This is a genomic window from Streptomyces sp. CNT372 (genome assembly GCF_000377145.1).
Genome location: NZ_KB897782.1, coordinates 342,163 through 367,669 on the forward strand (window position 1 = coordinate 342,163; position 25,507 = coordinate 367,669).

At 72.7% G+C, this 25,507-nt stretch carries 20 protein-coding genes, 1 tRNA gene and 1 pseudogene; 6 read left to right on the top strand and 16 right to left on the bottom strand.

Annotation, left to right across the window (positions count from 1 at the left end; all coding sequences use genetic code 11):
- Positions 1 to 20 precede the first annotated feature (20 nt).
- The 3 genes from C593_RS0116650 to C593_RS0116660 are packed head-to-tail and all read right to left on the bottom strand — an operon-like array spanning position 21 to position 3,932.
- The gene (locus C593_RS0116650; RefSeq protein WP_018848436.1) at positions 21 to 2,087 is read right to left on the bottom strand and encodes an iron ABC transporter permease; all 2,067 of its coding nucleotides are present in this window, start codon (positions 2,085 to 2,087) and stop codon (positions 21 to 23) included.
- Positions 2,088 to 2,091: 4 nt separating this feature from the next.
- The gene (locus C593_RS0116655; protein ID WP_020610327.1) at positions 2,092 to 3,072 is read right to left on the bottom strand and encodes an iron-siderophore ABC transporter substrate-binding protein; all 981 of its coding nucleotides are present in this window, start codon (positions 3,070 to 3,072) and stop codon (positions 2,092 to 2,094) included.
- Positions 3,069 to 3,932, bottom strand: coding sequence for an ABC transporter ATP-binding protein (locus C593_RS0116660; RefSeq protein WP_026277764.1), 864 nt, complete (start codon positions 3,930 to 3,932; stop codon positions 3,069 to 3,071). The genes C593_RS0116655 and C593_RS0116660 overlap by 4 nt, the downstream gene beginning before the upstream one ends.
- Positions 3,933 to 4,519: 587 nt before the next feature.
- Between C593_RS0116660 and C593_RS33835 the strand changes: the two are divergent.
- The 5 genes and pseudogenes from C593_RS33835 to C593_RS0116690 all read left to right on the top strand — a co-directional run.
- Positions 4,520 to 4,732 (top strand): annotated as a pseudogene (locus C593_RS33835) (DUF6879 family protein); the annotation flags it as partial.
- A 26-nt stretch (positions 4,733 to 4,758) separates the two neighbouring features.
- Complete coding sequence (locus C593_RS0116670; protein ID WP_026277765.1) at positions 4,759 to 5,607, top strand: Scr1 family TA system antitoxin-like transcriptional regulator; 849 nt, start codon at positions 4,759 to 4,761, stop codon at positions 5,605 to 5,607.
- Positions 5,608 to 5,899: 292 nt separating this feature from the next.
- Entirely contained in the window at positions 5,900 to 6,124 is a 225-nt protein-coding gene (locus tag C593_RS0116680) for a hypothetical protein (protein WP_018848442.1), read from the top strand.
- 58 nt (positions 6,125 to 6,182) lie between these two features.
- The gene (locus tag C593_RS0116685; protein ID WP_018848443.1) at positions 6,183 to 6,407 is read left to right on the top strand and encodes a DUF397 domain-containing protein; all 225 of its coding nucleotides are present in this window, start codon (positions 6,183 to 6,185) and stop codon (positions 6,405 to 6,407) included.
- A 79-nt stretch (positions 6,408 to 6,486) separates the two neighbouring features.
- Positions 6,487 to 6,969 carry a hypothetical protein gene (locus C593_RS0116690; RefSeq protein WP_026277767.1) on the top strand — a complete coding sequence of 161 codons (483 nt, stop codon included), beginning with the start codon at positions 6,487 to 6,489 and terminating at the stop codon, positions 6,967 to 6,969.
- 394 nt (positions 6,970 to 7,363) lie between these two features.
- Here the strand turns inward: C593_RS0116690 and C593_RS0116695 are convergent.
- Positions 7,364 to 7,451, bottom strand: a tRNA-Leu gene (locus tag C593_RS0116695).
- Positions 7,452 to 7,616: 165 nt separating this feature from the next.
- Here C593_RS0116695 and C593_RS0116705 point away from each other — a divergent pair.
- Complete coding sequence (locus C593_RS0116705; RefSeq protein WP_018848445.1) at positions 7,617 to 8,927, top strand: DUF2254 domain-containing protein; 1,311 nt, start codon at positions 7,617 to 7,619, stop codon at positions 8,925 to 8,927.
- A gap of 96 nt (positions 8,928 to 9,023) precedes the next feature.
- Here C593_RS0116705 and C593_RS0116710 read toward each other — a convergent pair whose 3' ends face one another.
- The 12 genes from C593_RS0116710 to C593_RS0116765 form a co-directional block, all read right to left on the bottom strand.
- Positions 9,024 to 9,665 carry an HAD family acid phosphatase gene (locus C593_RS0116710; protein ID WP_026277768.1) on the bottom strand — a complete coding sequence of 214 codons (642 nt, stop codon included), beginning with the start codon at positions 9,663 to 9,665 and terminating at the stop codon, positions 9,024 to 9,026.
- 339 nt (positions 9,666 to 10,004) lie between these two features.
- Positions 10,005 to 11,042, bottom strand: coding sequence for a sugar phosphate isomerase/epimerase family protein (locus tag C593_RS0116715; RefSeq protein ID WP_018848447.1), 1,038 nt, complete (start codon positions 11,040 to 11,042; stop codon positions 10,005 to 10,007).
- 34 nt (positions 11,043 to 11,076) lie between these two features.
- The gene (locus C593_RS0116720) at positions 11,077 to 12,465 is read right to left on the bottom strand and encodes an alkaline phosphatase family protein (RefSeq protein ID WP_018848448.1); all 1,389 of its coding nucleotides are present in this window, start codon (positions 12,463 to 12,465) and stop codon (positions 11,077 to 11,079) included.
- Positions 12,462 to 13,664 (bottom strand): metabolite traffic protein EboE, encoded by a 1,203-nt coding sequence (eboE, locus tag C593_RS0116725; RefSeq protein WP_018848449.1) that lies wholly within the window; start codon positions 13,662 to 13,664, stop codon positions 12,462 to 12,464. Before eboE ends, C593_RS0116720 begins: the two co-directional genes overlap by 4 nt.
- Positions 13,665 to 13,676: 12 nt before the next feature.
- Positions 13,677 to 14,525 (bottom strand): TatD family hydrolase, encoded by an 849-nt coding sequence (locus tag C593_RS0116730; protein ID WP_018848450.1) that lies wholly within the window; start codon positions 14,523 to 14,525, stop codon positions 13,677 to 13,679.
- A complete protein-coding gene (locus tag C593_RS0116735) occupies positions 14,526 to 15,182 on the bottom strand; it encodes an EboA domain-containing protein (protein ID WP_018848451.1) in 657 nt (218 codons plus the stop codon).
- The gene (locus C593_RS0116740) at positions 15,179 to 16,060 is read right to left on the bottom strand and encodes a sugar phosphate isomerase/epimerase family protein (RefSeq protein ID WP_018848452.1); all 882 of its coding nucleotides are present in this window, start codon (positions 16,058 to 16,060) and stop codon (positions 15,179 to 15,181) included. The genes C593_RS0116735 and C593_RS0116740 overlap by 4 nt, the downstream gene beginning before the upstream one ends.
- Entirely contained in the window at positions 16,057 to 17,589 is a 1,533-nt protein-coding gene (locus C593_RS0116745; RefSeq protein WP_018848453.1) for a UbiA family prenyltransferase, read from the bottom strand. Before C593_RS0116745 ends, C593_RS0116740 begins: the two co-directional genes overlap by 4 nt.
- 110 nt (positions 17,590 to 17,699) lie before the next feature.
- Positions 17,700 to 18,839, bottom strand: coding sequence for an inositol-3-phosphate synthase (locus tag C593_RS0116750; protein WP_018848454.1), 1,140 nt, complete (start codon positions 18,837 to 18,839; stop codon positions 17,700 to 17,702).
- A 278-nt stretch (positions 18,840 to 19,117) separates the two neighbouring features.
- Positions 19,118 to 22,813: a ThuA domain-containing protein gene (locus C593_RS0116755; protein WP_018848455.1), complete on the bottom strand. Its 3,696-nt coding sequence runs from the start codon at positions 22,811 to 22,813 to the stop codon at positions 19,118 to 19,120.
- 329 nt (positions 22,814 to 23,142) lie between these two features.
- Complete coding sequence (locus C593_RS0116760; protein ID WP_018848456.1) at positions 23,143 to 24,150, bottom strand: sugar phosphate isomerase/epimerase family protein; 1,008 nt, start codon at positions 24,148 to 24,150, stop codon at positions 23,143 to 23,145.
- A gap of 12 nt (positions 24,151 to 24,162) precedes the next feature.
- Entirely contained in the window at positions 24,163 to 25,407 is a 1,245-nt protein-coding gene (locus C593_RS0116765; RefSeq protein WP_018848457.1) for a Gfo/Idh/MocA family protein, read from the bottom strand.
- Positions 25,408 to 25,507: the final 100 nt, after the last annotated feature.

The following is a 25,507-nucleotide window of genomic DNA, read 5'->3' on the forward strand; positions in this document are numbered from 1 at the left end:
CAGGACGGCACACCTCCTGGTCAGCGCCGGGTGCGCACCAGCAGGTACAGGAAGTACGGCGTGCCGATCAGCGCCGTCATCAGGCCCGCGCCGAGCTGGGCGGGCGCGATGACGGTGCGGCCCAGCAGGTCCGCCGTGCCGACCAGCGCGGCGCCCAGCAGCATCGCGACCGGCACCACCCGCACGTGCCGCCTGCCCACCAGGGCCCGGGCCGCGTGCGGTGCGACGAGGCCGACGAACACGATGGTCCCGGCGGCGGCCACGGCGGTGGCGCTGAGCAGGACGCCCGCCGCGAGGAAGAGGAACCGGGTGCGGCCGAGGCCGATCCCGAGGAGCCTCGGGGTGTGCTCGTCCAGGGACACCAGGTCCAGTTCGGTGCGCAGGGCGGCCGCCACGGCCACGCTCACCACGAGGACCCCCAGCAGCGGCAGCGCGTCGGGGAAGGTGCGCCCGTAGGTGGACCCGGAGAGCCAGGTCAGGGCCTTGGTCGCGTTGAACGGGTCGGTGAGCACGATGAGCAGGCTGATGATCGCCGTCGAGCCGGTGGCCACGCCGATACCGACGAGGACGACCCGGTTCTGCTGGAACCCGCCGCGCGCGGAGAGCCCGAAGACGAGGACGGCGGCGAGCGCGGCGCCCGCGAAGGCGGCGCCGGTGATGCCCCAGGAGCCGGCCAGCGGCACGGTGGTGACGAAGGCGACCGCGCCGAGCGCGGCACCGCCGGAGACGCCCATGACGCCGGGTTCCGCCAGCGGATTGCGGGTGGCGGCCTGGATCAGGGTGCCCGCGAGGGCGAGGGCCGCGCCCGCGAGGAGGGCGGCGGTGACCCGGGGCACCCGGGTGTCCAGGACGAAGGAGACCGAGCGGACGGCCCTGCCCTGGAGCCAGTTGAGGACATCGCCGAGGAGCAGCTTGCTGTCGCCGAGGAGCACGCCCGCGACGGCCACCCCGGCGACCACGCCGGCCAGCACTACCAGGGTCGCGACGAACACCCGGCGGCTGCGGATGCGCAGCTTGTCCGCCTCGGCCGACGCTCCGGCGTCCCGGGAGCGGACCGCCGTCACCACGAGGAACACGGCGCCGACGATGCTGGTGACGACACCGGTCGGGACGGCGACTGACCGGTCCGGGCTGACCAGGGCGCGCAGCAGTACGTCGGCGCCGAGGACCAGGCCCGCACCGGCCAGCCCGGCGACGGGGATCGCGGTGCGGGCGCGGGTGAAGCCGCGGAACCGGCGGGCGAGGGGGCGGATCAGGGCGGGGGCGACCAGGCCGACGAAGCCGATCGGCCCGGCGAGGGTGACGGAGGCCGCGGAGAGCAGCGCGGCGAGGGTGACCACGATGACGCGGGTGGCGCGCACGGGGACACCGAGGCCGCGGGCCGCGTCGTCGCCGAGGGCCAGTGCGTCGATCCGGCGGGCCGTCAGCAGCAGGCCCACCAGGCCCACCAGGGCGAGCGGGAGCATCTGGAGCACCCCGCCGAAGCCGTTCTGGCCGATGCTGCCCTGGTTCCACTGGTAGAGGCCCTCGGTCTGCTCGGGGAACAGCAGGAGGAGCCCTTCGGTGGCGGAGGCGAGTCCGAGCATCAGGGCGGTGCCGGCGAGGACCAGCCGGACGGTGCCGGCGCCCAGGCCGGAGAGGCCGAGGACGACGGCGGCGGCCACGAGCCCGCCGATGAGGGCGACACCGGAGGAGGCGAGGAAGGGCAGCGAGACGCCGGTGACGGCGACGAGGGCGAGCGCCAGATAGGAACCGGCGTTCACGGCCAGGGTGTCGGGCGAGGCGAGCACGTTGCGGCTGATGCTCTGGAGGGCCGCGCCGGCCATGCCGAGGGCGAGGCCGACGAGGATTCCGGCGGTCATCCGGGGCAGCCGGGAGGCGATGACGACGGAGGCGTCGCCGGGGTCGGCGCGGCCGGTGACGGCCTTGAGGATCTCGGGCGCGCCGACCGCGGCGGTGCCCTGGGTGATGTCCACCAGGGCGAGCGCCGTGACCAGGAGCACGAGCACGGCCGTCACCGCGGCCGCGCCCGCCCGGGCGGTGGTCTTCTCGGGACGGGTGGCGGGAGTGGTTGCGGTGACGGCCATGGGGTTACTTCGTGAGCGCCTTGACGACGGCGTCGACGTACGCCTCCATCGACTGCGGGCCGCCGAACATCCAGATGCCGTCGGGGAGCCGGTGGACGTCGCCCTTCTTCACGAAGGAGAGGGACTTCCAGACGGCGTTGTCGGCGAGCTCCTTGCCGAACGGGTCGCTGGAGGCGTCCTTGCCGTTGCCGATGTAGGCGAAGTGGGTGCCGTCCTCCAGGGCGGTGAGGCCCTCGACGTCGGTGGCGCCGAGGCCGTAGGCCGGGTCGCCCTCGACCTTCCAGGCGTTCTTCAGGCCGATCCTCTCGTTGACCGCGCCGAGCAGGGAGGTGCTGGTGTACGGGCGGACGGAGACCTGGTTGGACTGGACGTAGCCGTCGGCGAAGGCGAAGGACGCGCCGTCCAGTCCGGCGTCAGCGAGGGCCTTCCTGCCGTCCGCGAGCTTGGTCTCGAAGGACTTCTTCGCCTTCTCGGCCTCGTCGGTGGTGCCGGTGGCCTTGGCGATGAGGTCCAGGTTCTCCAGCATCCGGCCGATCTGGTCCTTGCCGTCCGCGGAGGTGACGGTGAGGACGGGGGCGACCTTGCGGAGCTGCTTGACCGCGGGGGCGGGCAGGTCGCTGGTGGCCACGATCAGGTCGGGGCTCAGGGAGGCGACGGTGTCCATGCTGGGCTCGCCGCGGGTGCCGATGTCCTTGGGCTGGTTCTTCAGCGGGACGGTGGTGTCCCAGGCGGAGTAGCCCTTGACGTCGGCGACGCCGACCGGGTCGACGCCGAGGGTGACGAGGGTCTCGACGACGTTCCACTCGGTGCCGACGACCTTCTTGGCGGGGCCGTCGAGTTCGACCTCGGCGCCGGTCGAGTCGGTGAGCGTGATCTTCTCGGCGCCCTTGTCGGCGGACTCCTTGGCGGGCTCGGTGGTCCCGCAGGCGGACAGGGCGAGGGCAGCGGCGGCGGTGGCCGCCACGGTGGCGAGGAGGCGTCTCATGACGGGGTGCTGAGCCTTTCGGTTCGGGTGTGGTGGCGGCCTATCGCGCGGGTGCGCAGGCGGCCCGTGAGGGGGTCGGTGGCGACCTCGATCCTGATGCCGTAGGTGGCGGTCAGGCGCTCGGACGTCAGTACCTCCTCGGGTTCGCCGTCGGCGACGACGCGCCCCTCTTCGAGGAGCACGATCCGGTCGGCGACGGCGGCCGCCTGGTCGAGGTCGTGCAGGACGACGCCCACGGCGATCCCGTGGTCGTCGGCCAGGTCGCGGACGAGGTCGAGGAGTTCGACCTGGTAGCGCAGGTCGAGGTAGGTGGTGGGCTCGTCGAGGAGGAGGACTCCGGTCTCCTGCGCGAGGCAGCCGGCGAGCCAGACGCGCTGAAGCTGACCGCCGGAGAGGTGCTCGGCGCCGCGTTCCGCGAGGTCCTGGACACCGGTCAGGCGCAGGGCCCGGTCCACGGCGGCCCGGCCGCCCGGGTCGGTGCGGCCCCAGCGCCCGCGGTAGGGGTAGCGGCCGAACTCGACCACGTCCCGCACGGTCAGTCCGCTGGGGGTGGGGCGCGCCTGGGTGAGCAGGGCGACGCGGCGGGCGAACTCGCGCGGGGTGAGGGCGAGACCGTCGGTGTCCTCGTCGATGGTGAGGGTGGCGGTCCGGGGGCGCTGGAGGCGGGCGAGGGTGCGCAGCAGCGTCGACTTGCCGCTGCCGTTGGGTCCCACGAGGGCGGTCACCCGGCCGGGGCGCAGGGTCATGTCCGCGTCGTGCACCACGTCGGTGCCGTCGTAGGCCACGGTGACGCCGGTGGCCGACATGATGTGGCCGTGCAGGCGGGGCGCGTCCGTCGTCGCTTCTTCTCCAGAACTCACGGAGAGGAGGTTAGCCTAACCTTATCGAGGCTGTTCGCCGGGGGCGGGCGCGTGGGCGGCCACCAACAGGGCACCACTCCCCGGCGCCGGCGTCCGGGGCACCCGACGGACCCGCCGTGGCCGAAAATCGCCCGCGGGGCGGGGTTCGGGGCGGGCCGGCTGAGTGCGCAGCGGGGAGGGTCGGCGGGGGCGGACACCAGAACGCGAAACACGCGCATGAAGTGGGCTGTCAGCTGGTGTCCGAGGGGGACTTGAACTCTCCTCTCGGGCACCAGCCGATTCACCTTCCCGACCTGCGGAATGCACTCCGGAAAGCCCTTCGTTGGCAGCGCGGCCGGTCACCTGGCGTTTCCGTCCGTTCCCGCCCGCTGTCGGTCATGCGTCGGCCACGTGGCCAACCCGGCCCGAGCCTCACAGGTGGCCGAAAACCGCCCTGCAAGGGCCCTGCGAACGACCGTCAGCCTTGACGCTCAGACGCCACCGCAACGAAGCTTGTGCAAGTTGGCGTAAGCCAGTCACTCGACACCGGAGGCAGTCATGGCACTACGGTTCATCGGGATTGATCCAGACACGGGGCAGCAGGGTTCCCCCACCGTCAGGCTTCCGACATCGCACTTCCTGGGAACGACTGCTGGGTGTTCGACGGGGAGATCGTGCTCTTCAACCACTTCACCGGGGAGGGGAGCTGGTCCGAGCCCGGTTGGGAGGTACGGTCCGAACCGGCCGTTGCCGCACTGGCCTCCGCAGCCTTCGAGACAGTGTGGGAGCGCGGTATCCCACACGAGAAGTACTCGGTCTGACCTGACGAATCGCGAAGAGCCAACTCATGTCTGCATCCCCCTCGTCCAGTGCCCAGGCTGCCCGAGAAGCCATCGCCACCCGTCTCGGGGGCCTGCGCAGAGAAGCGGAGCTGACCGGGCATGCGCTGGCTCTTCGTTGTGGCTGGAGTCCGGCCAAGTCGTCACGTATCGAGCGGGCCAAGACACCCGCGTCTGACGCCGACATCCGCGCGTGGTGCAAGGCGTGCGGAGCCGAGGGCCAAGCAGAGGACCTGATCGCGGCGAATCGGCAGGCCGATCAGATGTACGTGCACTGGCAGAAGCTCCACCGGCACGGCATGCGCCGGGCACAGGAGGAAGTTGCTCCCCTGTATGAGCAAACGCGCCACTTCCGTGTGTACTGCTCGAACGTGGTCCCTGGGATGCTGCAAACCGAGGCCTACGCTGCCGCCCTACTTTCGACCATCGCGGCCTTCCAAGGAACCCCAGACGATTCAGAGACGGCCGCCGCCTCCCGAATCGAGCGCTCGCGCGTTCTCCACGAGGGTGACCACCGGTTCGCTCTCCTCCTGGAAGAAACGGTGCTCCGCTACCGGATCGGCGACGAGGCCACCATGGCCGGCCAGCTCGGGTATCTCCTGGCAGTCATGGCCTTGCCGAACGTAAGCCTTGGAGTCATCCCTTTCACGGCTCAGCGCCGCGTCTGGCCACTGGAAGCCTTCTACCTGTTCGACAGCCGCCAAGCGAGCATCGAGCTGCTCACGGCCGCCGTGAACGTGACGGCCCCCAGCGAGGTTGCCACCTACGCGAAGGCGTTCTCGGAGCTGTCCAAGATCGCGGTACACGGTGCTGCCGCCCGGGCTCTGATCTCAGAGGCGATTACGTCTCTCGGCTAGTTCGCGTGCAAGCTTGTGCAAGAACGTAGCTGCGCGGATTCGCCACTTCCTAGGGTCGTTCCATCGGCTTCGGAAGCGACCGGGAGGGCGCCATGGCGGGCACCGTGCAGACGGCGGAACAGTTGTGGGAGTACGTGACCCATGCGCCGCCGGGAAGTCAGTGCACCGCGTGTCTGCGAGCCGTCGAGACCCTGGAGCTTGTCCGGCGGGGTTGCATCGGAAGGGCCTCGGCGTCCCCGGTGGTGATCTACCGGCACGCGAACGAGTGCCCGAGCGTGGGCGTGGCCGCGTAATGGACATGCAGACCTGGCGGGACGGCTGGGCGCGGGCCACGGACGCCGCCGAGTCGATACGAGCGGCTCTGGCCGCACTCGGCCTTCCCGAGTCCTCTTGGAGCAGCGTCCGGCCCGTGGTCACGAAGACCGGCAGACCGTACGTGGACCTGGGAACGGTCCGCGCGGACGTCGTGGAACAGGTGGCCGAGGCTCTTCGGGGCGCGAGGACTTCCGTCCGCTGAGGGGCGGGGGACGGCCGACTCTCGGTCGGCCGTCAGGCAGATCAGGAAGGGCACAACGATGACCGACCTGTACGGGCTCCCCACCGAGGGAGCCGAGTTCCACAAGGCGTGCGGCGGCAACACGCACCCGGACGGCGAGGCGTGCGTGACGCTCGCCAAGATCGGCCCGGACGCGTGGGCCATGGGTGACAGCAAGCGGCCGAGTGCTGAGCCGCTGCGGTTCACCACGGCGGAGCTGAACGCGGCGGGCATCGACCCCACGCGCTTCGACCTCTCCGCCTGACTCCTGAGAACCACCCGACTGACGGCCCCGCCCACACGCCGACGGGCGGGGCCGTCGCCATTCCCGGAACGGAGCGGCAGTGCACCACCACGGTTACGCATGGGTCGGAGAGAAGAAGGCGTTCGACAACGAAGCGTTGCGGCGGCCCCCGCATCCCAATCCGCCCCCGCCTGCGGCCAAGGAGGACGTGGCGGCTCAGCGGCTGTTGGAACGGTATCGGGAAGTGGTTGCGGAGTTCGGCGTGACGGGGCTGCCGCCCATACAGACGGCTCACTGGCTCATGAAGCCGCCGGGGGCGGTCAAGGGCACGTGGGAGGAACCGAAAGAGGCGGGGGAATGGCTCGGCCTCCAGTTGGCGGAGGCCGCTCCCCGGTTCGCCTCGGAAGCGGACCGGGAAGCGATCCGGCTGGTACTCATGGTCAAGGCGGCAGTGGAGCGGCTGACCTGGGGCGGGGATGTGTCGCTGGGGCACTACCTGAACGGCACCCAGTTCCATTCGGTCGCGCTGGTGAGCTGCTCCCCGAACCGTTCCAGTCCCGAACTGCCCTGTCCGCTGGAGTAGTCGAAGCAACGAATGCGTCCCCGCCCTGGATAGGCCGGGGACGCATTCGTTTGGTCGGTGTCGGCGCGGTGGCGGACCCTCCGGAGCCGGCTATACCTGCCGGAGGACTTCCGGATTCATGACTGGAGGCACAGCAAGGTCACGAACGATGTGGAGGCCGGGGAGAACCCCGTAGAGGTCTCCACGAACGTCCGGCACCACTCGCCGGGCTACACGATGGCCCGGTACGGGCACTCACGTAAGCACGGAGCGCGCCGACTGGCCGCCTCCGGTGCGGGCCGACTCGGCGTGTCATCCCTGGTCTGACCTGGGGAATCTCTGGGCCGTTGGTCACGTGGTTGGTCACGCCACTGCTCAGAAAAGCAGAAAACCCCACATGGAGTGGGGTCTCAGCTGGTGTCCGAGGGGGGACTTGAACCCCCACGCCCGATAAAGGGCACTAGCACCTCAAGCTAGCGCGTCTGCCATTCCGCCACCCGGACCAGGTGATCGGCCGCGGTCTCCCGCGGCGACATGGACAACAATACCAGGGGTTCGAGGTGCCTCTCACCCACATATTGCGTGGTCAGCGGCTTTCCCGACACCCGCGGCAGCGTCACCGCGCTGCGTGCCCGTGCGTAAGCCCAGCGTGAGGCTAGCGTCGGGACGTGAGCTCTCGCACCTACCTCCGGCCCCGCCCGCTCTCGCCGCTGCGCGAGCATCTGCGGGACACCTTCTGGTTCGCCCCGACCTTCTCCCTCTTCCTCGTCGTGGTGGTCTGGCTGGCCGCGGACTCCGTGGACACCCTGCTCCTGAACGCCCTCCGCGACGACGGGGACTTCGACTCGGTGCGGGTCCTGCGCACCTGGGCCGAGGACGCCAAGGTGATCGTGACGACCATCGCCTCCGCGATGATGACCTTCATCGGCGTCGTCTTCAGCATCTCGCTGGTCGCCGTCCAGATGGCCGCCGGGAACTTCAGCCCCCGGGTCGTGCGCATCTTCATCCGCAGCAGGACCAGCAAGCTCACCTTCTCGGTGTTCCTCTCCACCTTCGTGCTGGCCCTGCTCGTCCTCGGCAGCTACGACAGCGAGACCGATCCCCGCCGGGTCGCCTCGGTGCCGTTCGTGCAGAGCGGTGTGACGCTCCTGATGATGGTGCTCAGCCTGCTGCTGTTCATCGCCTATGTGACGCAGACGCTCCAGCTCATGAAGGTGGGCCCGGTGGTGGACCGGATCACCCGGGAGGCGATGGGTGTGCTGAACCGGGTGCCGGCACAGGAACTGGACCCGGCCGTACTCCCCCCGGAGGTCGCCCGGCTCGGGCACCGGGGGCGGTCGGGGACGCTGCGGGACGTGCACGTGGCCCGGCTGGTGCGGGCGGCGCGGCGCAGGGGGGTGGTGCTGCGGCTGATCCCGCGCGTCGGGGACTTCGTGGTGCCGGGGACACCGGTCCTGGCGGTGCACGGGGACCGGAGGGGGATCCCCTCGGCGACCGTCCTGGCATCGGCGGTCTCCGTGGGCGTGGAGCGCACCTTCCATCAGGACCTGGGCTTCGGGCTGAGACAGTTGTCGGACATCGCGCTGCGGGCGCTGTCCCCGGCGGTCAACGATCCCACCACTGCCGTGCAGTGCGCGGACCGGATCGTGCGCTTCCTGGCGGCCGCGGCAGACCGCCCTCTCGGCGTGCTGCACCACCGCGACCGGAGCGGCGCGGTCCGGCTGGTGCAGGACGGCCCCGTCTGGGACGACCTGGTCGATCTGGGGTTCACCGAGCTCCGTCAGCTCGCGGCGGGGTCCCCGCAGGTGTCCCGGCGGCTGATGGCCGGGTTCGACGATCTGCTGCGGCTGGTGCCGCCGGAGCGGCGGGAGCCGGTGGAACGCCACCGGACACTGCTGGTAAGGGCCGTGGAACGGACCGTGCCGGAGGCCGTGGACCGGACGTTCTCCCTGGAGCCGGACCGGCAGGGCATCGGGTGACCGGGTGCCCCGGACGGACGGGACGGACGGGACGGACGGGACGGACGAGACGGGCGGATGCCACGGGCGCGGGGTGGCCGCGCCCGTAGCGGTGCGTCAGGACAGCTGGCCGTTGTAGTCGGGCAGCTTGAAGGTGCGCTCGGCGTGGCCGCCGACGATGTCCGTGGTGTTGTTGCCGATGTTCGCGATGATCTTGTAGCCCTTGGCCTCGATCTCGGCGCGCTTCTCCGTCTTGTAGGCGCTGACCTCGGCGAACAGGTCGGGCAGGTTCCGTACGTACAGCCCGTCGACGGGGTAGCCGGCCTTCTTCAGGTTCCATTCGGTGAGGTGGTGGATGATGCCCGGCCGGGCGGTCACGAAGAACACCGTCACACCGCGGGAGTCGGCGAAGCGGGCGAGGTCGCGGACGCCGGTGACGGCCGGGGTGGGCAGCTCCCAGAAGGGGTGGAAGTGCGTCTCCAGGGAGGTGTTGTCGATGTCGAGGACGATCGCCTGCCGCTCCTTCCCGGCGTTCGCGGTGCGCGCCTCCAGGTAGGGCCGGGCCTCGGCGACGACGGCGGCCACGTCCCGCTTCCAGGTCGCGTAGTCGACGCCGGCCGTGGCCGCGGGGGTGGCGGCGGGGGTCCGCCGGTCGGGCGCCGTCTCCGCGGCGGCCGCGGCGGTGACCGGGCCCGCGACAAGGACGGCGGACGCGGCGAGCGCCGCGGCGGTGCGCATGGTCGTTGCGCGTGCATGCATGGGGGGTCTCCTGGTGTGGAACCTGCTCATGGCCCGCTCGCCTGGTCGAACGAACGGGTTGTCATGCTCGCGCTTAATGATGGACGGAAGGCGTCGCGAGGACTACTGGCCGGTAGCGAGATTTTCGGCGGACTGTTCACCGCGGGTGAGTGAACGCCCCGGCGGGCCCGGGCCGCCGGGGCGCGTCGGCGAGGGCGCCGGGACGGGGGCGGCGCAGGCCGGACGGAGCGGGGGCGGGCGCCGCGCCCCCGCCCCACTCGCCGCCCGCCCCCTCCCCCACCACGTCGCACACGCCGCGTCGCACACGCCGCGAACGGCCGCACCCGGCCGCGCGCCGCGTCAGCAGTCGCGCTCGCGCAGGGCGTGCAGATGGGCGCTGGACTTGCGGGCGAACGCGAAGGACTCCACCGGGTTGTCGTGCTCGGCCTGCCAGTGGTGGTCGCTGCGCCCGCCGCGGGTCTTCGTCACGGCGGAGATGAAGCGCTTGTAGTCGATGTCGCCGTCCCCGACGTCGACCATCCGGTAGCCGTCCCGGGTGGAGGCGTCGTGCTCGCCGTCCTTGACGTGGAAGAGCGGATAGCGGTCGGGCTGCTCGAGCACGTACGCCAGCGGGTCCAGCGGCGCGGGGGTTCCGTCCACGCGCCTGCTGAAACGGAACTGCGCCGCGTAGGCCCAGTAGATGTCCATCTCCAGGAACACCAGGTCCGGGTCCGTCTCCTTCAGGAGCACGTCGTAGAGCCGCACCTCGGGGCGGTCGGTCGCGAAGGAGAACTCCTCGGCGTGGTTGTGCTGGTAGAACCTCATCCCGCGCTTGCGCGCCTCGGCGCCGTAGTGGTTGAAGTCCTCGGCGCAGCGCTTCCAGCCGTCGACCGTGGCGCCGTAGCGCCAGGGGCCGGAGGCGGTGCCGATGTGCTTGAGGCCGAGGGCCTGGGCGTCGTCGAGCACCTTCTCCAGGTTCTGCGCGAAGCTGTACGCGTTCGGGTTGCCGTCGTCGTAGTAGTTGACGTGGCTGCCGATGGGCCTGAGGCCGTGGTCGCGGGCGAGCCTTCGCAGCTGCTCCAGGGTGATCGGTCCCCCGGAGCCCTGGGTGTAGCCGGCGAACTCGACCTCGTCGTAGCCGTAGAGCTCCAGCTCGGCGAAGACCTTGGCGAAGCCGAGGGTGGAGACCTTGTCGCGCAGCGAGTACAGCTGGATGCCGAGCCGGCCCGGGGGCAGGACCGGGCGGCCCCGGTCCCTGCCGCGGGCGGCGGCCGGGGAGGCGGCCGCGCCGAGGCCGAGGAGGGCGGCGGCGCCCGCGCCCGCGGTGACGCCGAGCATGTTCCGTCTGCTGAGGCGTTGCGAGAGTTCGGGGTCGTTCGCCTTGCTGTTGCGGCTCACTGTGGATAACTCCTCGTTGTCGGTGGGGTGTGGTTCAGTGGAGACCAGCCAGTTGAAGGAGCAGGGACTTCACATCGGTGGCCGCGACGCGGCCTGCGATCGCACGGGGGGTGGAGCACAGGATGAGCGGACCTTCTTCGTCGCCCGCCGGGAGGCGGCCGTGGCTGCCCCGAATAGGCGAGGGATCCAGGGGCACCACCGCGAGCCGGTAGCGCATGCCGAGCTTCTTGCGGGCCACGGCCGCGGCGGCCTTGAGCCGCACATAGGGGTCCTCGGGGTCCATGAGGAGTTCGACGGGGTCGTAGCCGGGTTTGCGGTGGATCTCGACGAGCTGCGCGAAGTCGGGGGCGCGTGCGTCGTCCAGCCAGTAGTAGTAGGTGAACCAGGCGTCGGGGTCGGCCACGGCGACGAGTTCGCCCGAGCGGGGGTGGTCCAGGCCGGCGGCCTTCTTCCCCTCGTCGTCGAGAAGCTGGTCGACGCCGGGCAGGCCGGTGAGCGCTTCGCGGGTGGCGTCCAGGTCCTCGGGGCGGCGTACGTAGACATGGGCGAGCTGGTGGTCCGCCACGGCGAAGGCGCGTGAGGCCATCGGGTCGAGGTACTCCATGCCGTCCTGGGTGTGCACCTCCAGGAGTCCGGCGCGCCGCAGGGCCCGGTTGATGTCGACCGGGCGGCTGACGGAGGTGATGCCGTACTCGGACAGGGCGACGACGGTGCGCCCCTGTGCCCGGGCGTCGTCGAGGAGCGGTCCGACGACGGCGTCCAGGTCGGCGGCGGCCCGGCACGAGCGCGTGTCGTCGGGGCCGTAGCGCTGCAGGTCGTAGTCGAGGTGGGGCAGGTAACAGAGGGTCAGGTCGGGGTCGCGGGTGCGCATGATGTGGCGGGTGGCGTCGGCGATCCAGCGGCTGGAGGCGATGCCGGCCCCGGGGCCCCAGAAGCGGAAGAGGGGGAAGGTGCCGAACTTCTCGGTGAGTTCGTCGTGGAGGGCCGGGGGCCGGGTGTAGCAGTCGGGCTCCTTGCGGCCGTCGGCGTAGTAGACGGGGCGGGGGGTCACGGTGATGTCGGTGTCGGCGCCCATCGCGTACCACCAGCAGATGTTGGCGACGGTGTAACCGGGGTGGGCGCGGCGGGCGGCGTCCCAGATCTTGTCACCGGAGACGAGGCCGTTGTGCTGGCGCCACAGGAGGACGTCGCCCAGCTCGCGGAAGTACCAGCCGTTGGCGACGATGCCGTGCTCGGAGGGGGGTGCGCCGGTGAGGAAGGTGGACTGGGCGGCGCAGGTGACGGCGGGGAGCACGGTGGTCAGGGGCGCCCGGGAGCCTTCGTCGGCGAGGGCGGCCAGGCGGGGCATGTGCTCCAGGAGCCGGGGGGTGAGGCCGACGACGTCCAGGACGAGCAGGGGGGTGGGGCGGGCGGGGTCGGTCATGGGAGTTCCTTGAGGCCGAGATCGGTCAGCAGGTCGCGGGCCAGCGTGAGTTCGGCGGCGATGCCGTCGGCGAGCTGGGTGCGGTTGCGGGGCCGCAGCTCGGGCGGGAGGGCCTGCCAGGTGTAGGTCTCGACCTCCAGGTGGCGGGTGAGGGGTGCGGGCCCGCCCACCAGGTGGGCCAGGGTGTCCCGGAGCACGGAGAGGGTGGAGGTCAGGGGCGGGGCGGGCGGGGCGTGCAGGGGGACGTGGAAGTGAGCGCGCCAGGGGGCGGTGTCGGGGAGGGCGCCCGCGGTGAGGGCCTCGTCGAGGTCGTCGGTGCCGAGCAGTCCGGCGGCCGAGGGGGGCTGCCCCGCCCGGAGGGGGCCGGCGAGGGTGCGGGTCTGGTGGAGGAAACGGGGTTCGGCGAAGGCGGCGAGGGCCGCGCGGACCTCGGGCAGGTGCGGGTGTTCGGCGTGCAGGGCCGCGGAGAGCTGGCTCTTGGGGATGGTGATGCCGGCCGCGGCGAGTGCGGCCAGGGCGGTTCCGGGTTCTTCGAAGGAGGTGGCGAGATGGCAGGTGTCGAGGCAGAGGCCGATACGGTGCGGGGCGCCGACGGCGGTGAGCGGGGCGATCGCGTCGGCGGTCCTCTCCACGGTGCAGCCCGGTTCGGGTTCCAGCGCGATCCGGACGGACCTCCCGGTCAGTTCCTCCAGGGCGTCCAGCCGCCGGGCGAGGGTGGTCAGGGCGGTGCGCGCGCTCTCGGCCTGCTCGGGTCCGAAGCCGGTCCGCCAGGCGAGCGGCAGGGTGGAGACGCTGCCCTCGGTGACGTCGTCGGGCAGCAGGGCGGCGAGCAGCCGGGCGAGGTCGGTGGTGTGGGCGAGGCGTTCGGGGTCGGTCCAGTCCGGTTTGTAGACGCGGTACTTGACCTCCTCGGCGCCGAAGCCCTCGTAGGGGAAGCCGTTGAGGGTGACGACCTCCAGTCCTCGGCGGTCGAGTCCGGCGCGCAGGCCGCGCAGGGCGGCGGGGTCGGCGACCAGGGCGCGGGCGGCGTCCCTGGCGAGCCAGAGGCCGATGCCGAGGCGGTCCCGGCCGAGGCGGCGGCGCACGGGTTCGCAGTGGTCGCGGAGCTGGGCGAGAACGCCGTCGAGGGTCTCGGCGGGGTGCACGTTGGTGCAGTAGGAGAGGTGGACGAGGGACCCGCCCGGGTGGCGGAAGCGCATCCGGGGCTCCTCTCATTCCCCGCCGCGGAGGATGGAGTTGCCCTCGTGGAGGCCGTCCGGGGCGGGCGCATCGAGCTGGAGCCGGCCGCTGAGCCCGTAGAAGGCGACGGGGTTGCGCCACAGGACCTGGTCCACGTCGTCCTCGTCGAAGCCCGCGGCGAGCATCGCGTCGGCGACCTTGCGGGTCTTCAGGGGGTCGCTGCGGCCCCAGTCGGCAGCCGAGTTGACGAGCACCTTCTCCGTGCCGTGGGTCCGCAGCACGCCGACCATGCGGTCCTCGTCCATCTTGGTGTCGGGATAGACGGAGAAGCCGAGCCAGCAGCCGCTGTCGCGGGCGGGGCCGACGGTGGTCTCGTTGAGGTGGTCCAGCAGCACCCGCTCCGGGGGCAGGCTGGACTCGCGGATCACGTCCAGGGTCCGGTGCAGACCGGCGAGTTTGTCCCGGTGCGGGGTGTGCACCAGGGCGGGCAGAGCGTGGTCGGCGGCGAGCTGGAGCTGGGTGGCGAGGGCGGTGTCCTCGGCGGGGGTCATGGAGTCGTAGCCGATCTCGCCGACGGCCACCACGGAGTCCTTGACGAGATAGCGGGGCAGTGCGTCCAGGACGGGTGTGCAGCGAGGGTCGTTGGCCTCCTTGGGGTTGAGGGCGAGCGTGCAGTGGTGGGCGATGCCGTACTGGGCGGCGCGGAAGGGCTCCCAGCCGAGGAGGGCGTCGAAGTAGTCGAAGAAGCTTGCCGGGGAGGTGCGGGGCTGGCCGAGCCAGAAGGCGGGCTCCACCAGGGCCCGCACGCCCGCCGCGTACATCGCCTCGTAGTCGTCGGTGGTGCGGGAGGTCATGTGGATGTGGGGGTCGAAGATACGCATTCAGGACTCCTCGGACGGGCCCTCGGGCCGCGTGGTCGTCGTCTCGCGGGTCAGGGCCAGGGCGCGTCTCAGGTCGTGGGGGACGTCCCGGCCGGCGGCGGTGCGTTCGGCGGCGTAGTCGGTGAGCATGCGGCCGAGTCCGGTGTCCCCGGCGGCGCGCCGGGCGAGGTCGGCGACGGCGTCCAGGGGCACCCCGGTGAACAGGCACTTCAGGACGGCGTGCCGCCAGGTGTGCCGGTCGAGGTGGGCCGCCGCGTAGGGGCCGACGGCGGCGGCGACGAGCCGGGTGTCGTTGGTGCGCAGCGCGTCTTCGACGAGCGGGAGGGCGCCCGGTCCGGGGACGAGGGAGGGCAGGGCGAGCAGCACGGCGCGGCGTTCGGCGGCGCTGCCGTGCTGGTAGAGCCGGGTCAGGGTCTCCAGGCCGGCGCGCGCCTCGCGGAGCAGCAGGGCGCGGGCGGTGTCGGCGTGCTCCCGGCCGCAGTACCGCCCGGCCGCGGCGAAAAGCAGCTCCCAGGTGTGCGCGATGTACGCGGAGGGCGCGGCGGGGGCCGCCGCGGCGGCCGCGGCCTCGGTGAGGGCTTCGCCGAGCCAGGTGCGGGCGGCCGGTGTGAGGCGGGCATCGAGGGCGGTGCGTTCGGGCCCGGGGGTGCTGGTCACGATCCGGCGCCTCCCCGTCCCTCGGCGGCGGCGGTCCGCAGGAAGTCGAGAGAGCGCGCCGCCTGTTCGGGTCCGGCGTGCGAGTGGCGCGGCAGTTCGACGACGGTGAGCCCCCGGTATCCGGTGTCCGCGAGGGCGTCCAGGACGGGCGGGAAGTCGATCTCGCCGTCCCCGAACGGCAGATGCTCGTGCACGCCCCGGCGCATGTCCTCGATCTGGACGTGCCGCAGCCAGGGTCCTGCCGCGCGGACGCAGTCGGCCGGGGAGGCGGGCTCCAGGCACTGGCAGTGGCCGATGTCGAGGGTCAGGCCGAGGGGGGTGGGGTTGCCGAGGGCGGTGCGGAGGTGGTGGAAGTCGTCGATGGTGGCCAGCAGATGGCCGGGTTCGGGCTCCACCGCGAGGGGCACTCCGGCGGCCGCGGCGGCGTCGATGACGGGCCAGAGGGCTTCTTCGAGGCGCTTCCAGGCGGTGCCCGGGTCGGTACCGGCCGGGGTGGTGCCGCTGAAGCAGTGCACGGCGCCCGCGCCGAGGTCGGCGGCAGTGCGCACGGCGGTGAGCAGCAGTCCGGTGCGTGCGGCCCGGGCGGCCGGGTCGTGGTCGAGAAGGGAGGGGCCGTGCTTGCGGCGGGGGTCGAGGACGTAGCGCCCGCCGGTCTCCACGGTGACGCCGAGGCCGAGTTCGCCGAGCCGGCGGGCCACCCGGGCGGTACGGGCGGCGAGGTCGGGGGCGAGGGGGTCGAGGTGCATGTGGTCGAGGGTCAGACCGACCCCGTCGTAGCCGAGGTCGGCGAGCAGACCGAGGGCGTCGTCCAGCCGGAGGTCGGTGAGCCCGTTGGTGCCGTAGCCGAGGCGGAGCGGGGTGGTGGGTGGGGTGCTCACGTGAGGCTCACCTTCCGTGCGAGACGGCGCGCGGCCGGTGCGAGCCCGGCCACGACGAGCGCGGAGCCCGTCGCACCGGCACGCGCGGCCAGCGCCGCCTGGAGCGGGATCATCGCCCGTATCCCCCCGCCGACGGCGCGCTGGGTGAGCTCCGGGGAGGGGTTGAGGGCGGCGTGCAGCAGGGGACGTCCGGCGGTCCGCAGATACGCGGCGGCGAACAGCACGGGGGCGGGGGCGGCCGACAGGGCCGCGGTGACCGGGACCGGGGCACCCGGGCGACGGGCCCCGGTGTGCCGGGCCGGGCCGCCGCGCTGTCGGGGCGCCGCGCCCGTGCGGCTGCTGACGGCGGCGGCCAGAGCGGTGGCCGTGGCGAGGGCGGCGAGCGGCGCGACCGTGGAGCCGCCCCGGGTCTCGTGGCGCGACACGGAGGTGACGGCGAAGGTGTGCGCGGCGAGCGCCCCGGCCGCGGGGGCCGCGCTGCGCACGGCCCGCAGCGCGGAGTGCGCCGTGCCTGATCCGAGGCGGACGGTGGCTGCTGCCCCGGCCCCGCGGGCCCGGGGCCGGGGCCCCAAGGACTCTCGGCCCACCCGAGCGCCCGGAACGGTGGCTACGGTGGCGCCGGGCCCGGTACCGAAGGCGACGCCGCACGGACCGGCCGCGCCGGGCGAGGTACGAGCGCGGGCCGCGCCGGGCGAGGTACGAGCGCGGGCCGCGCCGGGCGAGGTACGAGCGCGGGCAGGGCCGGGCGAGGTACGAGCGCGGGCCGCGCCGGGCGAGGTACGAGCGCGGGCCGCGCCGGTGGCTTCCGTGGGCGGGCGTCCCGGCGCCCGACTCCGGGACGGGCCGCCCGGCGGGGCCGAGGTGGCCGCGAGGGTGGCCGTGGCGCCGAGGAGAAGGTCGAGCGCGCGGGCCGCGCCCATGGCGGCCGGGCCGGCGGGGGTGTGCTTCAGGCGCAGGTCGTACGCCCAGACCGTCGCCGACAACGCTGTCGCGACGGCCAGGGCCGGGCGTCCGGCCCGCGCGGCGAGAGCCAGCCCGGCGGCGGTGAGCGCCCCGGCCGCGGCGAGTGCCGCGGCCGGGCGGACGCGGCCCGAGGGGATGGGCCGGTGGGGGCGCTCGACGGCGTCCTCGTCCCGGTCGGCCCAGTCGTTGAGGGCCATGCCCGCCTCGTAGAGACACAGGGACGCGCCGACCGCGTACGCGGTCCCCCGGTTGGGGCGTGCCCCGGCGGCGGCCGCACCGGCGAGGGCGTCCCCGGGCACGGAGAACAGCGCGGACACGCGCAGCAGTTCGCCCCACGCCCGCAGCCGGGTCCGCCCACGGGGCCGGGACGCGGCGGGGTCGACGGCCCCGGCGGGAACGGCCCCGAAGCCCTCCGCACCCGAACCGCTGCCTGCGGCAGGCCCGTCGGCCCGGCGGTGGCTCTCTCCGGGCGACGCCGGTCCCTCCCCGGCCGCGGCCTGTCCCCGAGCGGTTGCGCCCACGACCGCCGAGCGGCCCGGAACGGCCCCCGGGCCGGAGGCGGGCATGCCCGCAGGCGTGGGCCCGGGCTCCGCTCTGCCGGGGCGTGGCCCGCCCGCAACCCTGGCGGGGCCGGGGCGCGCGGGAGGCGGGGCGAGACGGGTGATCAGCGTGCGGATCATCGGGGGGTCTCCTCGCGGAGGCGGGCCGCGAAGGCGAGGAGGGCGGTGAACTGGTCGGCCAGGCCCGCCGGGCCGCCGCCGTCCGGGTCCTTGAAGTAGAAGCCGAGTTCGGGGAGTGGCCCGGAGATGCCCACCGCGTGGGCCCGCGCGACCAGGCGGGCCAGGTCGAGGACGAGGGGCGCCGCGAGGGCGGAGTCGCAGCCCTGCCAGATGGTCTGGAGGACCATCCGGGAGCCGAGGAAGCCGTCGAAGGCGATGTGGTCCCACGCCGTCTTCCAGTCCCCCAGCGCCGGGACGTCGTCGATGTGCACCTCGCCCTCGGGGGTGTGCCCGAGGGTGTCGGTGAGGACGCGCTCCTTGCCGGCGTTCTTCGCCGCGGCGGCCGCCGGGTCCGCCAGGGCCGCGCCGTCCCCGCCGCCCAGCAGGTTGCTGCCGGACCAGGCCCGCACGTCCAGCGCGCGCTGGACGAACATCGGCGCGAGGACGGAGCGCAGCAGGGTCTGCCCGGTCTTTCCGTCTCGGCCGGCGTGGGGAAGCCCGCCGGCCGAGACGGCGTCGGTGAGGGCCGCGGTACGCAGCCCGGTGGAGGGGGTGAAGTTGACGTAGGGGCAGCCGGTGCGCACGGCCGCGGCCGCGTAGAGGGAGCTGGGCGGCAGGCGCTCGTCGTCCGGGCCCGGGACGGGTTCGGTGGAGGAGACGTTGACGACTACGACGCGGACCAGGTGGTGGCGCGCGCGGAAGGAGGTGAGGTCGGTGGCGAAGGCGGCGATCAGCTCCTCGTCGGTGCGGGTGTCGCCGGGGAGCGGTCCTCCGGTCCGTATCTCCGCGTCCGCGCGGGTGAGTTCGGCGGCGACGGCGGTGGCGAGGCCGTGCGGGAGGACGCCCGCTCCGGTGAGGTGCTCGGCGCGCTTGGGCAGCGGGCAGTCGGTGACGTCGTGCCCGCCGAAGACGAGGGAGGCGAGGGCGGGCAGTCCGGTGCCGGTGAACGGCGGTGTCTCGGTGACCATGCCGGTCGGTGGGTGGAGTCCCGCGGTGACGGCCGCGCAGCCGGCGACGGCGGTGGTGGCCACGGAGCCGCGCGCCCCGACGAACCAGACCCCGGTCCGCTCGGGGAGGCCCGGCCCGGCCCCGTGCACCCCGGAGAACCCATGCGTCCGCGATGCCCCGCGCACCCCGGAGGACCCACGCACCTCCGACGACCCACGCGCCCCCGAGGCCCCCGCGTCCACACCCGCGGCCCCGTCTGCCACAGTCCCGGACTCGTGCGCCGGCGCACGCCCGCCGGTCTCCCTCGCGTTCCCGTCGTTCACGGGCTGCCTCCCTGCCGATCGGTTGTTCAGGTGGGGTGGAGGACGGCGGGCGGGGGTACGGCGCCTCCCCGCCCGCCGCCGGCTCGTGCGCGGCCCCGGGGGACCTACGAGGGCAGCTCCCTCAACCGGATGTCCCGGAAGGACACCTGGTCGTCGGCCCCGTGGTTCTGGAGGCCGACGTAGCCGTCCTTGAGGCTGCGGACCGGGTCGGTGTTGGTGAAGTCGTTGATCTTCACACCGTTGAGGAAGACCCGCAGGCGCTCGCCGTCGACGCGGATCTCGTAGCTGTTCCACTGCCCCGGCGGTCGCAGGACCTGGTCACGGGCCTTGATGTCGGCCGACTTGAAGCCGTAGACGGCCCCGGTGGTGCGGTCGGCCGCGTCGGTCGCGTCGATCTGGACCTCGTAGCCGTTGTTCACGGCCGACCAGGGGTCGTCCGAGGCGGGGAAGCCGACGAAGATCCCGGAGTTGTCGTCGCCCTCCGTCTTCCAGTCGAGGGTGAGGGAGTACGAGCCGAGTTCCTTGGCCTGGTACCACAGCATGCCCATGCCGCCCTCGGTTCGCAGTTCGCCGTCGACGACGTTGAACTTCCCCGGTCCGGCCTGCTTCCAGCCGTCCAGCGTCTCTCCGTTGAAGATCGGCCGGTATCCGCTCCTCGGCTTGCAGTCGGCCTTGACCTGGCCGGTGGCGTAGCGCAGGCCGCCCAGCAGGTGCCGGCGGAAGGCCGGTTCGGCGTAGGACTCCTTGGTGTGGCCGCCGCCTGTGTAGAAGGAGCGGCCGCCCTCGTAGGCCTGGCACCAGGCGATCGGATGGTCGCCCTTCATGGTGCCGCCCTCGTAGGTGGTCTCGTCCAGGGTGGCGAGAACGCGTGCCTGCTCACGGGGGTTGGTGCGGTAGTTGTACCACTCGTCGGTGCGCTCCCAGGGGCCGTCGACGTGAGCGGTGGCCGGGTGGTCGTGGTCCTCGACGCGGACGGTGGCCTGCTGGATGTGCGGGTGTGATGCGAAGCGGGCGCCGACCAGGCCGCCGTAGAACTCCCAGTCGTACTCGGTGTCGGCCGCCGCGTGGACGCCCATGTACCCGCCGCCGCCGGCCACGTAGTTCTCGAACGCCTTCTGCTGCTCGGCGTCGAGGACGTCGCCGGTGGTGGAGAGGAAGACGACGGCGTCGTAGCGGGCGAGGTTGCCGGCGGTGAACTGGCCCGCGGCCTCGGTCGCGTCGACGGTGATGCCGCTCTCGGCGCCCAGTTCCCTCAGGGCGGCGACACCGCTCGGGATGGAGTCGTGGCGGAAGCCGGCCGTCTTGGAGAAGACCAGGACGCGCTTGGCGGTGCGGTCCACGGGCGTGGCCGAGAAGGTGAAGTCGTCGAGGTCGAACAGGGCCCCGGCACCGCCCTTGAAGACCAGGAACAGTTCGGTGGTCTTCCTGTTGACGTTCCGCAGCGGGATCTCGACGTCCTGGAAGGTCTCCCAGCCGCCGGTCACGGGTACATGCGCCGAGCCGAGGAGGGTGCCGTTCGCGGATCCGGTGCGGACCTCCAGGAAGCCGCCCGAGCCGCCGGAGGAGATGCGGGCGGTCAGCTTCTTGCTGCCGGCCAGGTTGTACGGCGAGAAGGAGATCCAGTCGCCGTTGTCGATGTCGCCGACGGTCCTGCCGCCGTGGGCCGGGGCCTTGTCGTAGATCCGGACGCCGGCGGAGTCGTCGAAGTGCTCGGCCTGGCGGTGGCGGGGCTGGAGCTGGGCCTGGTCGTGCGTGGTGAGCGGGGCCTGGCCGCCGCCTCCGCCGTCGGTGTACTCGGCGTCGAAGACGCCGAAGATGTTGGCGTTGGGGTCGTGGCCGCCGTCGGAGGAGGTCTTGATGGTGCCCTCGCAGCCGTTGGCCGAGGTGATCGGGTGGCCGTGGCTGTCGTGGCCGAGGATGTAGCTGACCTTGACCTCGGCACAGTCGATCTGCCCGTCCTCGGGGTCGGTGACCCTCACCTTGAACGGGACCTCGTCACCGAAGCTGAACAGGGCCCCCTCGGCCGGCAGTTCCAGGGTCACCCTGGGGGCCGTGTTGCCGACGACGACGCGGACACTGGCGGAGCCGGTGCGGCCGGTCGGGTCCTCGGCGGTGACGGTGGCGGTGTAGGTGCCGTTGACGCGGTAGATGTGGGTGGGGTGGGCGGCGGTGGAGGTGCTGCCGTCGCCGAAGTCCCAGCGGTAGGCCAGCTCGTCGCCGTCCGCGTCGGTGGTGCCCGCGGAGGAGAAGGCGACCTTCAGGGGCGCCGTGCCGGAGGTCCTGTTCACGCTCGCCTCGGCGACCGGGGAGCGTCCGCCGGTGGCGTTCTCGATGCGGTAGAGGCCGGAGTTCTCGTCGCCGCCGAACCAGGCGGTGCCGTAGTCCAGGACGTAGAGGGCTCCGTCGGGTCCGAAGGCCATGTCCATGATCTGGGTGCCGGTCCAGGGGACCGGGTTGATGGACTGGACGGAGCCGTCCTCGCCCTGCTCGACGCGCTTGATCCAGCGGCGGCCGAACTCACCGGCGAAGAAGTCGCCGTCGTACTCGGCGGGGAAGGCCACCGGGGAGTCGGAGTCGGGGTCGTGGCGGTAGACCGGCCCGCCCATCGGGGACTCGGAGCCGCTGCCGAACTCGGGCACGGAGCCGCCGTCGTAGGGGATCCACGCGGGCTGCGACGGGGGAAGTTCGGTCAGCCCGGTGTTGAGCGGGGAGTCGTTGACCGGCTTGGCGCAGTCGAAGGTCCCGCCGGAGGTCTTGGTGGCGAAGTCGTAGTCGACGTACGGGTCGTTGTCGCCGGTGCAGAACGGCCAGCCGTAGTTGCCCGGTCCGGTGACCCGGGCGAACTCGACCTGGCCGGCGGGGCCGCGCTCGGGATCGGCGGTGCCGGCGTCCGGTCCGTAGTCGCCGACGTAGGCGATGCCGGTCTTCTTGTCGACGCTGAAGCGGAACGGGTTGCGGAAGCCCATGGCGTAGATCTCGGGCCGGGTCTTCTCGGTGCCCGGGGCGAAGAGGTTCCCCTCCGGGACGGTGTACGAGCCGTCCTCGGCCACCTTGATGCGCAGGATCTTGCCGCGCAGGTCGTTGGTGTTGCCGGAGGTGCGCCGGGCGTCGTACGCGGGGTTGCGGCCCTGGCGGTCGTCGATGGGCGTGAAGCCGTCGGATGCGAAGGGGTTGGAGTCGTCGCCGGTGGAGAGGTAGAGGTTCCCCTCGGCGTCGAAGTCGATGTCACCGCCGACGTGGCAGCAGATGCCCCGGGTGGCGGGGATGTCCAGGACCTTCTTCTCGCTGGCGTTGTCCAGGGTGCCGTCCTCGTCGAGGACGAAGCGGGACAGCCGGTTGACGCCCTCGAACGCCGCGAAGTCCTCGGCACTGCCCTGGTCGGGCGCGTCGCCGGAGGGGGTGTCCAGCGGGGGCGCGTAGTAGAGGTAGATGGCGCGGTTCTCCTCGAAGGCGGGGTCGAGGGCGACGCCCTGGAGTCCCTCCTCGTCGTGCGAGTAGACCGGCACGGTGCCGACGACGCGGGTCTCGCCGCCGGCGTCCGTCATGCGCAACTCGCCGTTGCGGGAGGTGTGCAGGACGCTGCGGTCGGGGAGGACCGCGAGGGACATCGGCTCGCCGGTCTCCTCCGCGCCCTTGGCGAGGGTGACCTGCTGGAACTCGGGTTCCGCCGCGGCGGCCGCCGCTTCGGGGTCAGCGGCCTGGGCCGCGGTCGGCGCGGTGAGGGCGAGGGAGGTCGCCGCGAGGAGACTTCCGGTGAGGAGCGCGAGAGCCTTGCGGGCTCGTGGCCGTCTTCTGTGCACGAATGTCCTCCGGTAGTGGCCGGTCGAACGGGCGGGTTGCCGTGGAGCGCTGGGGGTGTCCCCGTGTACCGCGCTCGCCTCTCGCGGTGCGGGCCGGGGCGGACGCGGCCGGGCCGCCGTGGGCTCGGTGCCGTGGAACCGGAGTGCGCCGTCACTCCCGCACCACCTGTGTCATGTACGCGTGAAGGGACGGTATCCGGGTTCGTCCGGCACGGAAAGCCCTTACGCAGAGGGGAGTTGAACTTCTTCCGGATGCAGGACAAAGTCGTGCCGGGGCATGCCGGACCGGCCCGGCGGCTGCTGTCCCGCCGGGCCCGGACCTGCGTGTTCTACTGTTCGCCGCCCGAGAAGGCGGCGTCGAAGGAGGCGCTGGGCGGGTCGAAGTCGTACTTCTTCAGGTCGGCAAGCGCTTGTGGCGCACCGGTGAGCCGGTCCATCCCGGCGTCCTCCCACTCCACGGAGACGGGCCCCGCGTAGCCGATGGAGCGCAGCATCCGGAAGACGTCCTCCCAGGGCACGTCGCCGTGTCCGGCGGAGACGAAGTCCCAGCCCCGCCGCGGGTCGCCCCAGGGGAGGTGGGAGCCGAGGCGCCCGTTGCGTCCGTCGAGGCGCTTGCGGGCCTCCTTGCAGTCGACGTGGTAGATCCGGTCCCGGAAGTCGTAGAGGAAGCCGACCGGGTCGAGGTCCTGCCAGACGAAGTGGCTGGGGTCGAAGTTGAGCCCGAAGGCCGGCCGGTGGTCCACCGCGGCCAGCGCCCGCTGGGTGGTCCAGTAGTCGTAGGCGATCTCACTGGGGTGGACCTCGTGGGCGAAGCGGACCCCCTCGGTGTCGAAGACGTCCAGAATCGGGTTCCAGCGTTCCGCGAAGTCCTCGTAGCCGCGCTCGATCATCCGCTCCGGGACGGGCGGGAACATGGCGACGAGGTGCCAGATGGAGGAGCCGGTGAAGCCGACGACGGTATCGACGCCGAAGGCGGCGGCCGCCCGTGCGGTGTCCTTCAGCTCGGCCGCGGCCCGCTGCCGGACCCCTTCCGCCTCCCCGTCCCCCCAGATCCGGGCGGGCAGGATGCCCTGGTGGCGCTCGTCGATCGGATGGTCGCAGACGGCTTGGCCGACGAGGTGGTTGGAGATCGCCCAGCACCTCAGGCCGTACTTCTCCAGCAGGGCGTGCCGGCCGTCCAGATAGGACGGGTCGGCGAGGGCCCTGTCGACCTCGAAGTGGTCGCCCCAGCAGGCGAGTTCCAGGCCGTCGTAGCCGAACTCGCGAGCCAGGCGGCACACCTCCTCCAGCGGCAGATCGGCCCACTGGCCGGTGAACAGCGTGAACGGACGTGGCATCGGACCTCCTCCTCAGACCTGTGCCCGTGCGTGGGCCTGACCGTGTGCCGGTACCGCTTCGAGGACCGGTACGGGCGTGTAGACGGCGTTCTTCCCGGCGCTCTCCTCCACCGCGGCGAGCACCCGCTGCACCTGGAGCCCGTCGGCGAACGAGGGCACCGGCTGGGTGCCGGCGGCGATGGCCACCACCAGGTCGCGTGCCTGGTGCGCGAAGGTGTGCTCGTAGCCGAGCGCGTGGCCGGGCGGCCACCACGCCTCCAGATAGGGGTGCTCGGCCTCGGTGACCAGGATGCGGCGGAACCCGGCGGTGGCCGCGGGCTCGGCGTGGTCGTGGAACAGGAGCTCGTTGAGGCGTTCCAGATCGAAGGCGAGGGAGCCCAGTTCGCCGTTGATCTCCAGCCGGAGGGCGTTCTTGCGGCCGGGCGCCATCCGGCTGGCCTCGAAGACGGCGAGGGCGCCGGAGGCGAGCCGGCCGGTGAAGACGGCGGCGTCGTCCACGGTGACGGGCCCCCGGCCGGTGCCGCCGGACGCGCTCAGCCCCGCCGACGCACCCGCGAGCAGCGGCCGCTCCCGGACGAAGGTCTCCAGTTGCGCCGAGACCCCGACCAGCGGCTCCCCCGCCAGGAACTGCGCGAGGTCCACGATGTGCGCGCCGAGGTCGCCCAGCGCCCCGGACCCGGCGTGCTCCCGCTCCAGCCGCCAGGTCAGCGGGAAGTCGGGGTCGACCAGCCAGTCCTGGAGGTAGGTCACCCGCACATGGCGCAGTGCGCCGATCCGGCCGTCGGCGATCAGCCGCCGGGCGTACGAGACGGCGGGGACGCGGCGGTAGTTGAAGCCGACCATCGCCAGTTGGCCGCGCTCCCGGGCCCGTTCGGCGGCGGCCGCCATCGCCTCGGCCTCCGCGACCGAGTTGGCGAGCGGCTTCTCGCACAGGACGTGCTTGCCCGCCTCCAGGGCGGCGACGGCGATCTCCGCATGGCTGTCGCCCGGGGTGCACACGTCCACGAGCCGCACGTCGTCCCGGGCGATCAGGGCGCGCCAGTCGGTCTCGGCCGCCGCCCAGCCGTGCCGGGCGGCCGCGGCGCGGACCGCGTCCCGGTCCCGCCCGGCGATCGCGGCGAGGACCGGCCGCAGCGGCAGGTCGAAGACGCGGCCTGCGGTGCGCCACCCCTGCGAGTGGGCGGCGCCCATGAACGCGTACCCGATCATGCCCACGCCGAGTGCCGGCGGGGCGACGCCACTGTCCCTCTGTTCCATACGGATCCTCCTCGTCGGTGTGCACGGTGGGGCCGGGCCCGGCCCGGACGCCGGTGCGCCGCCGGGGCGCGGCGGCGCCCGGACGGGCCGCGCGGCGCCC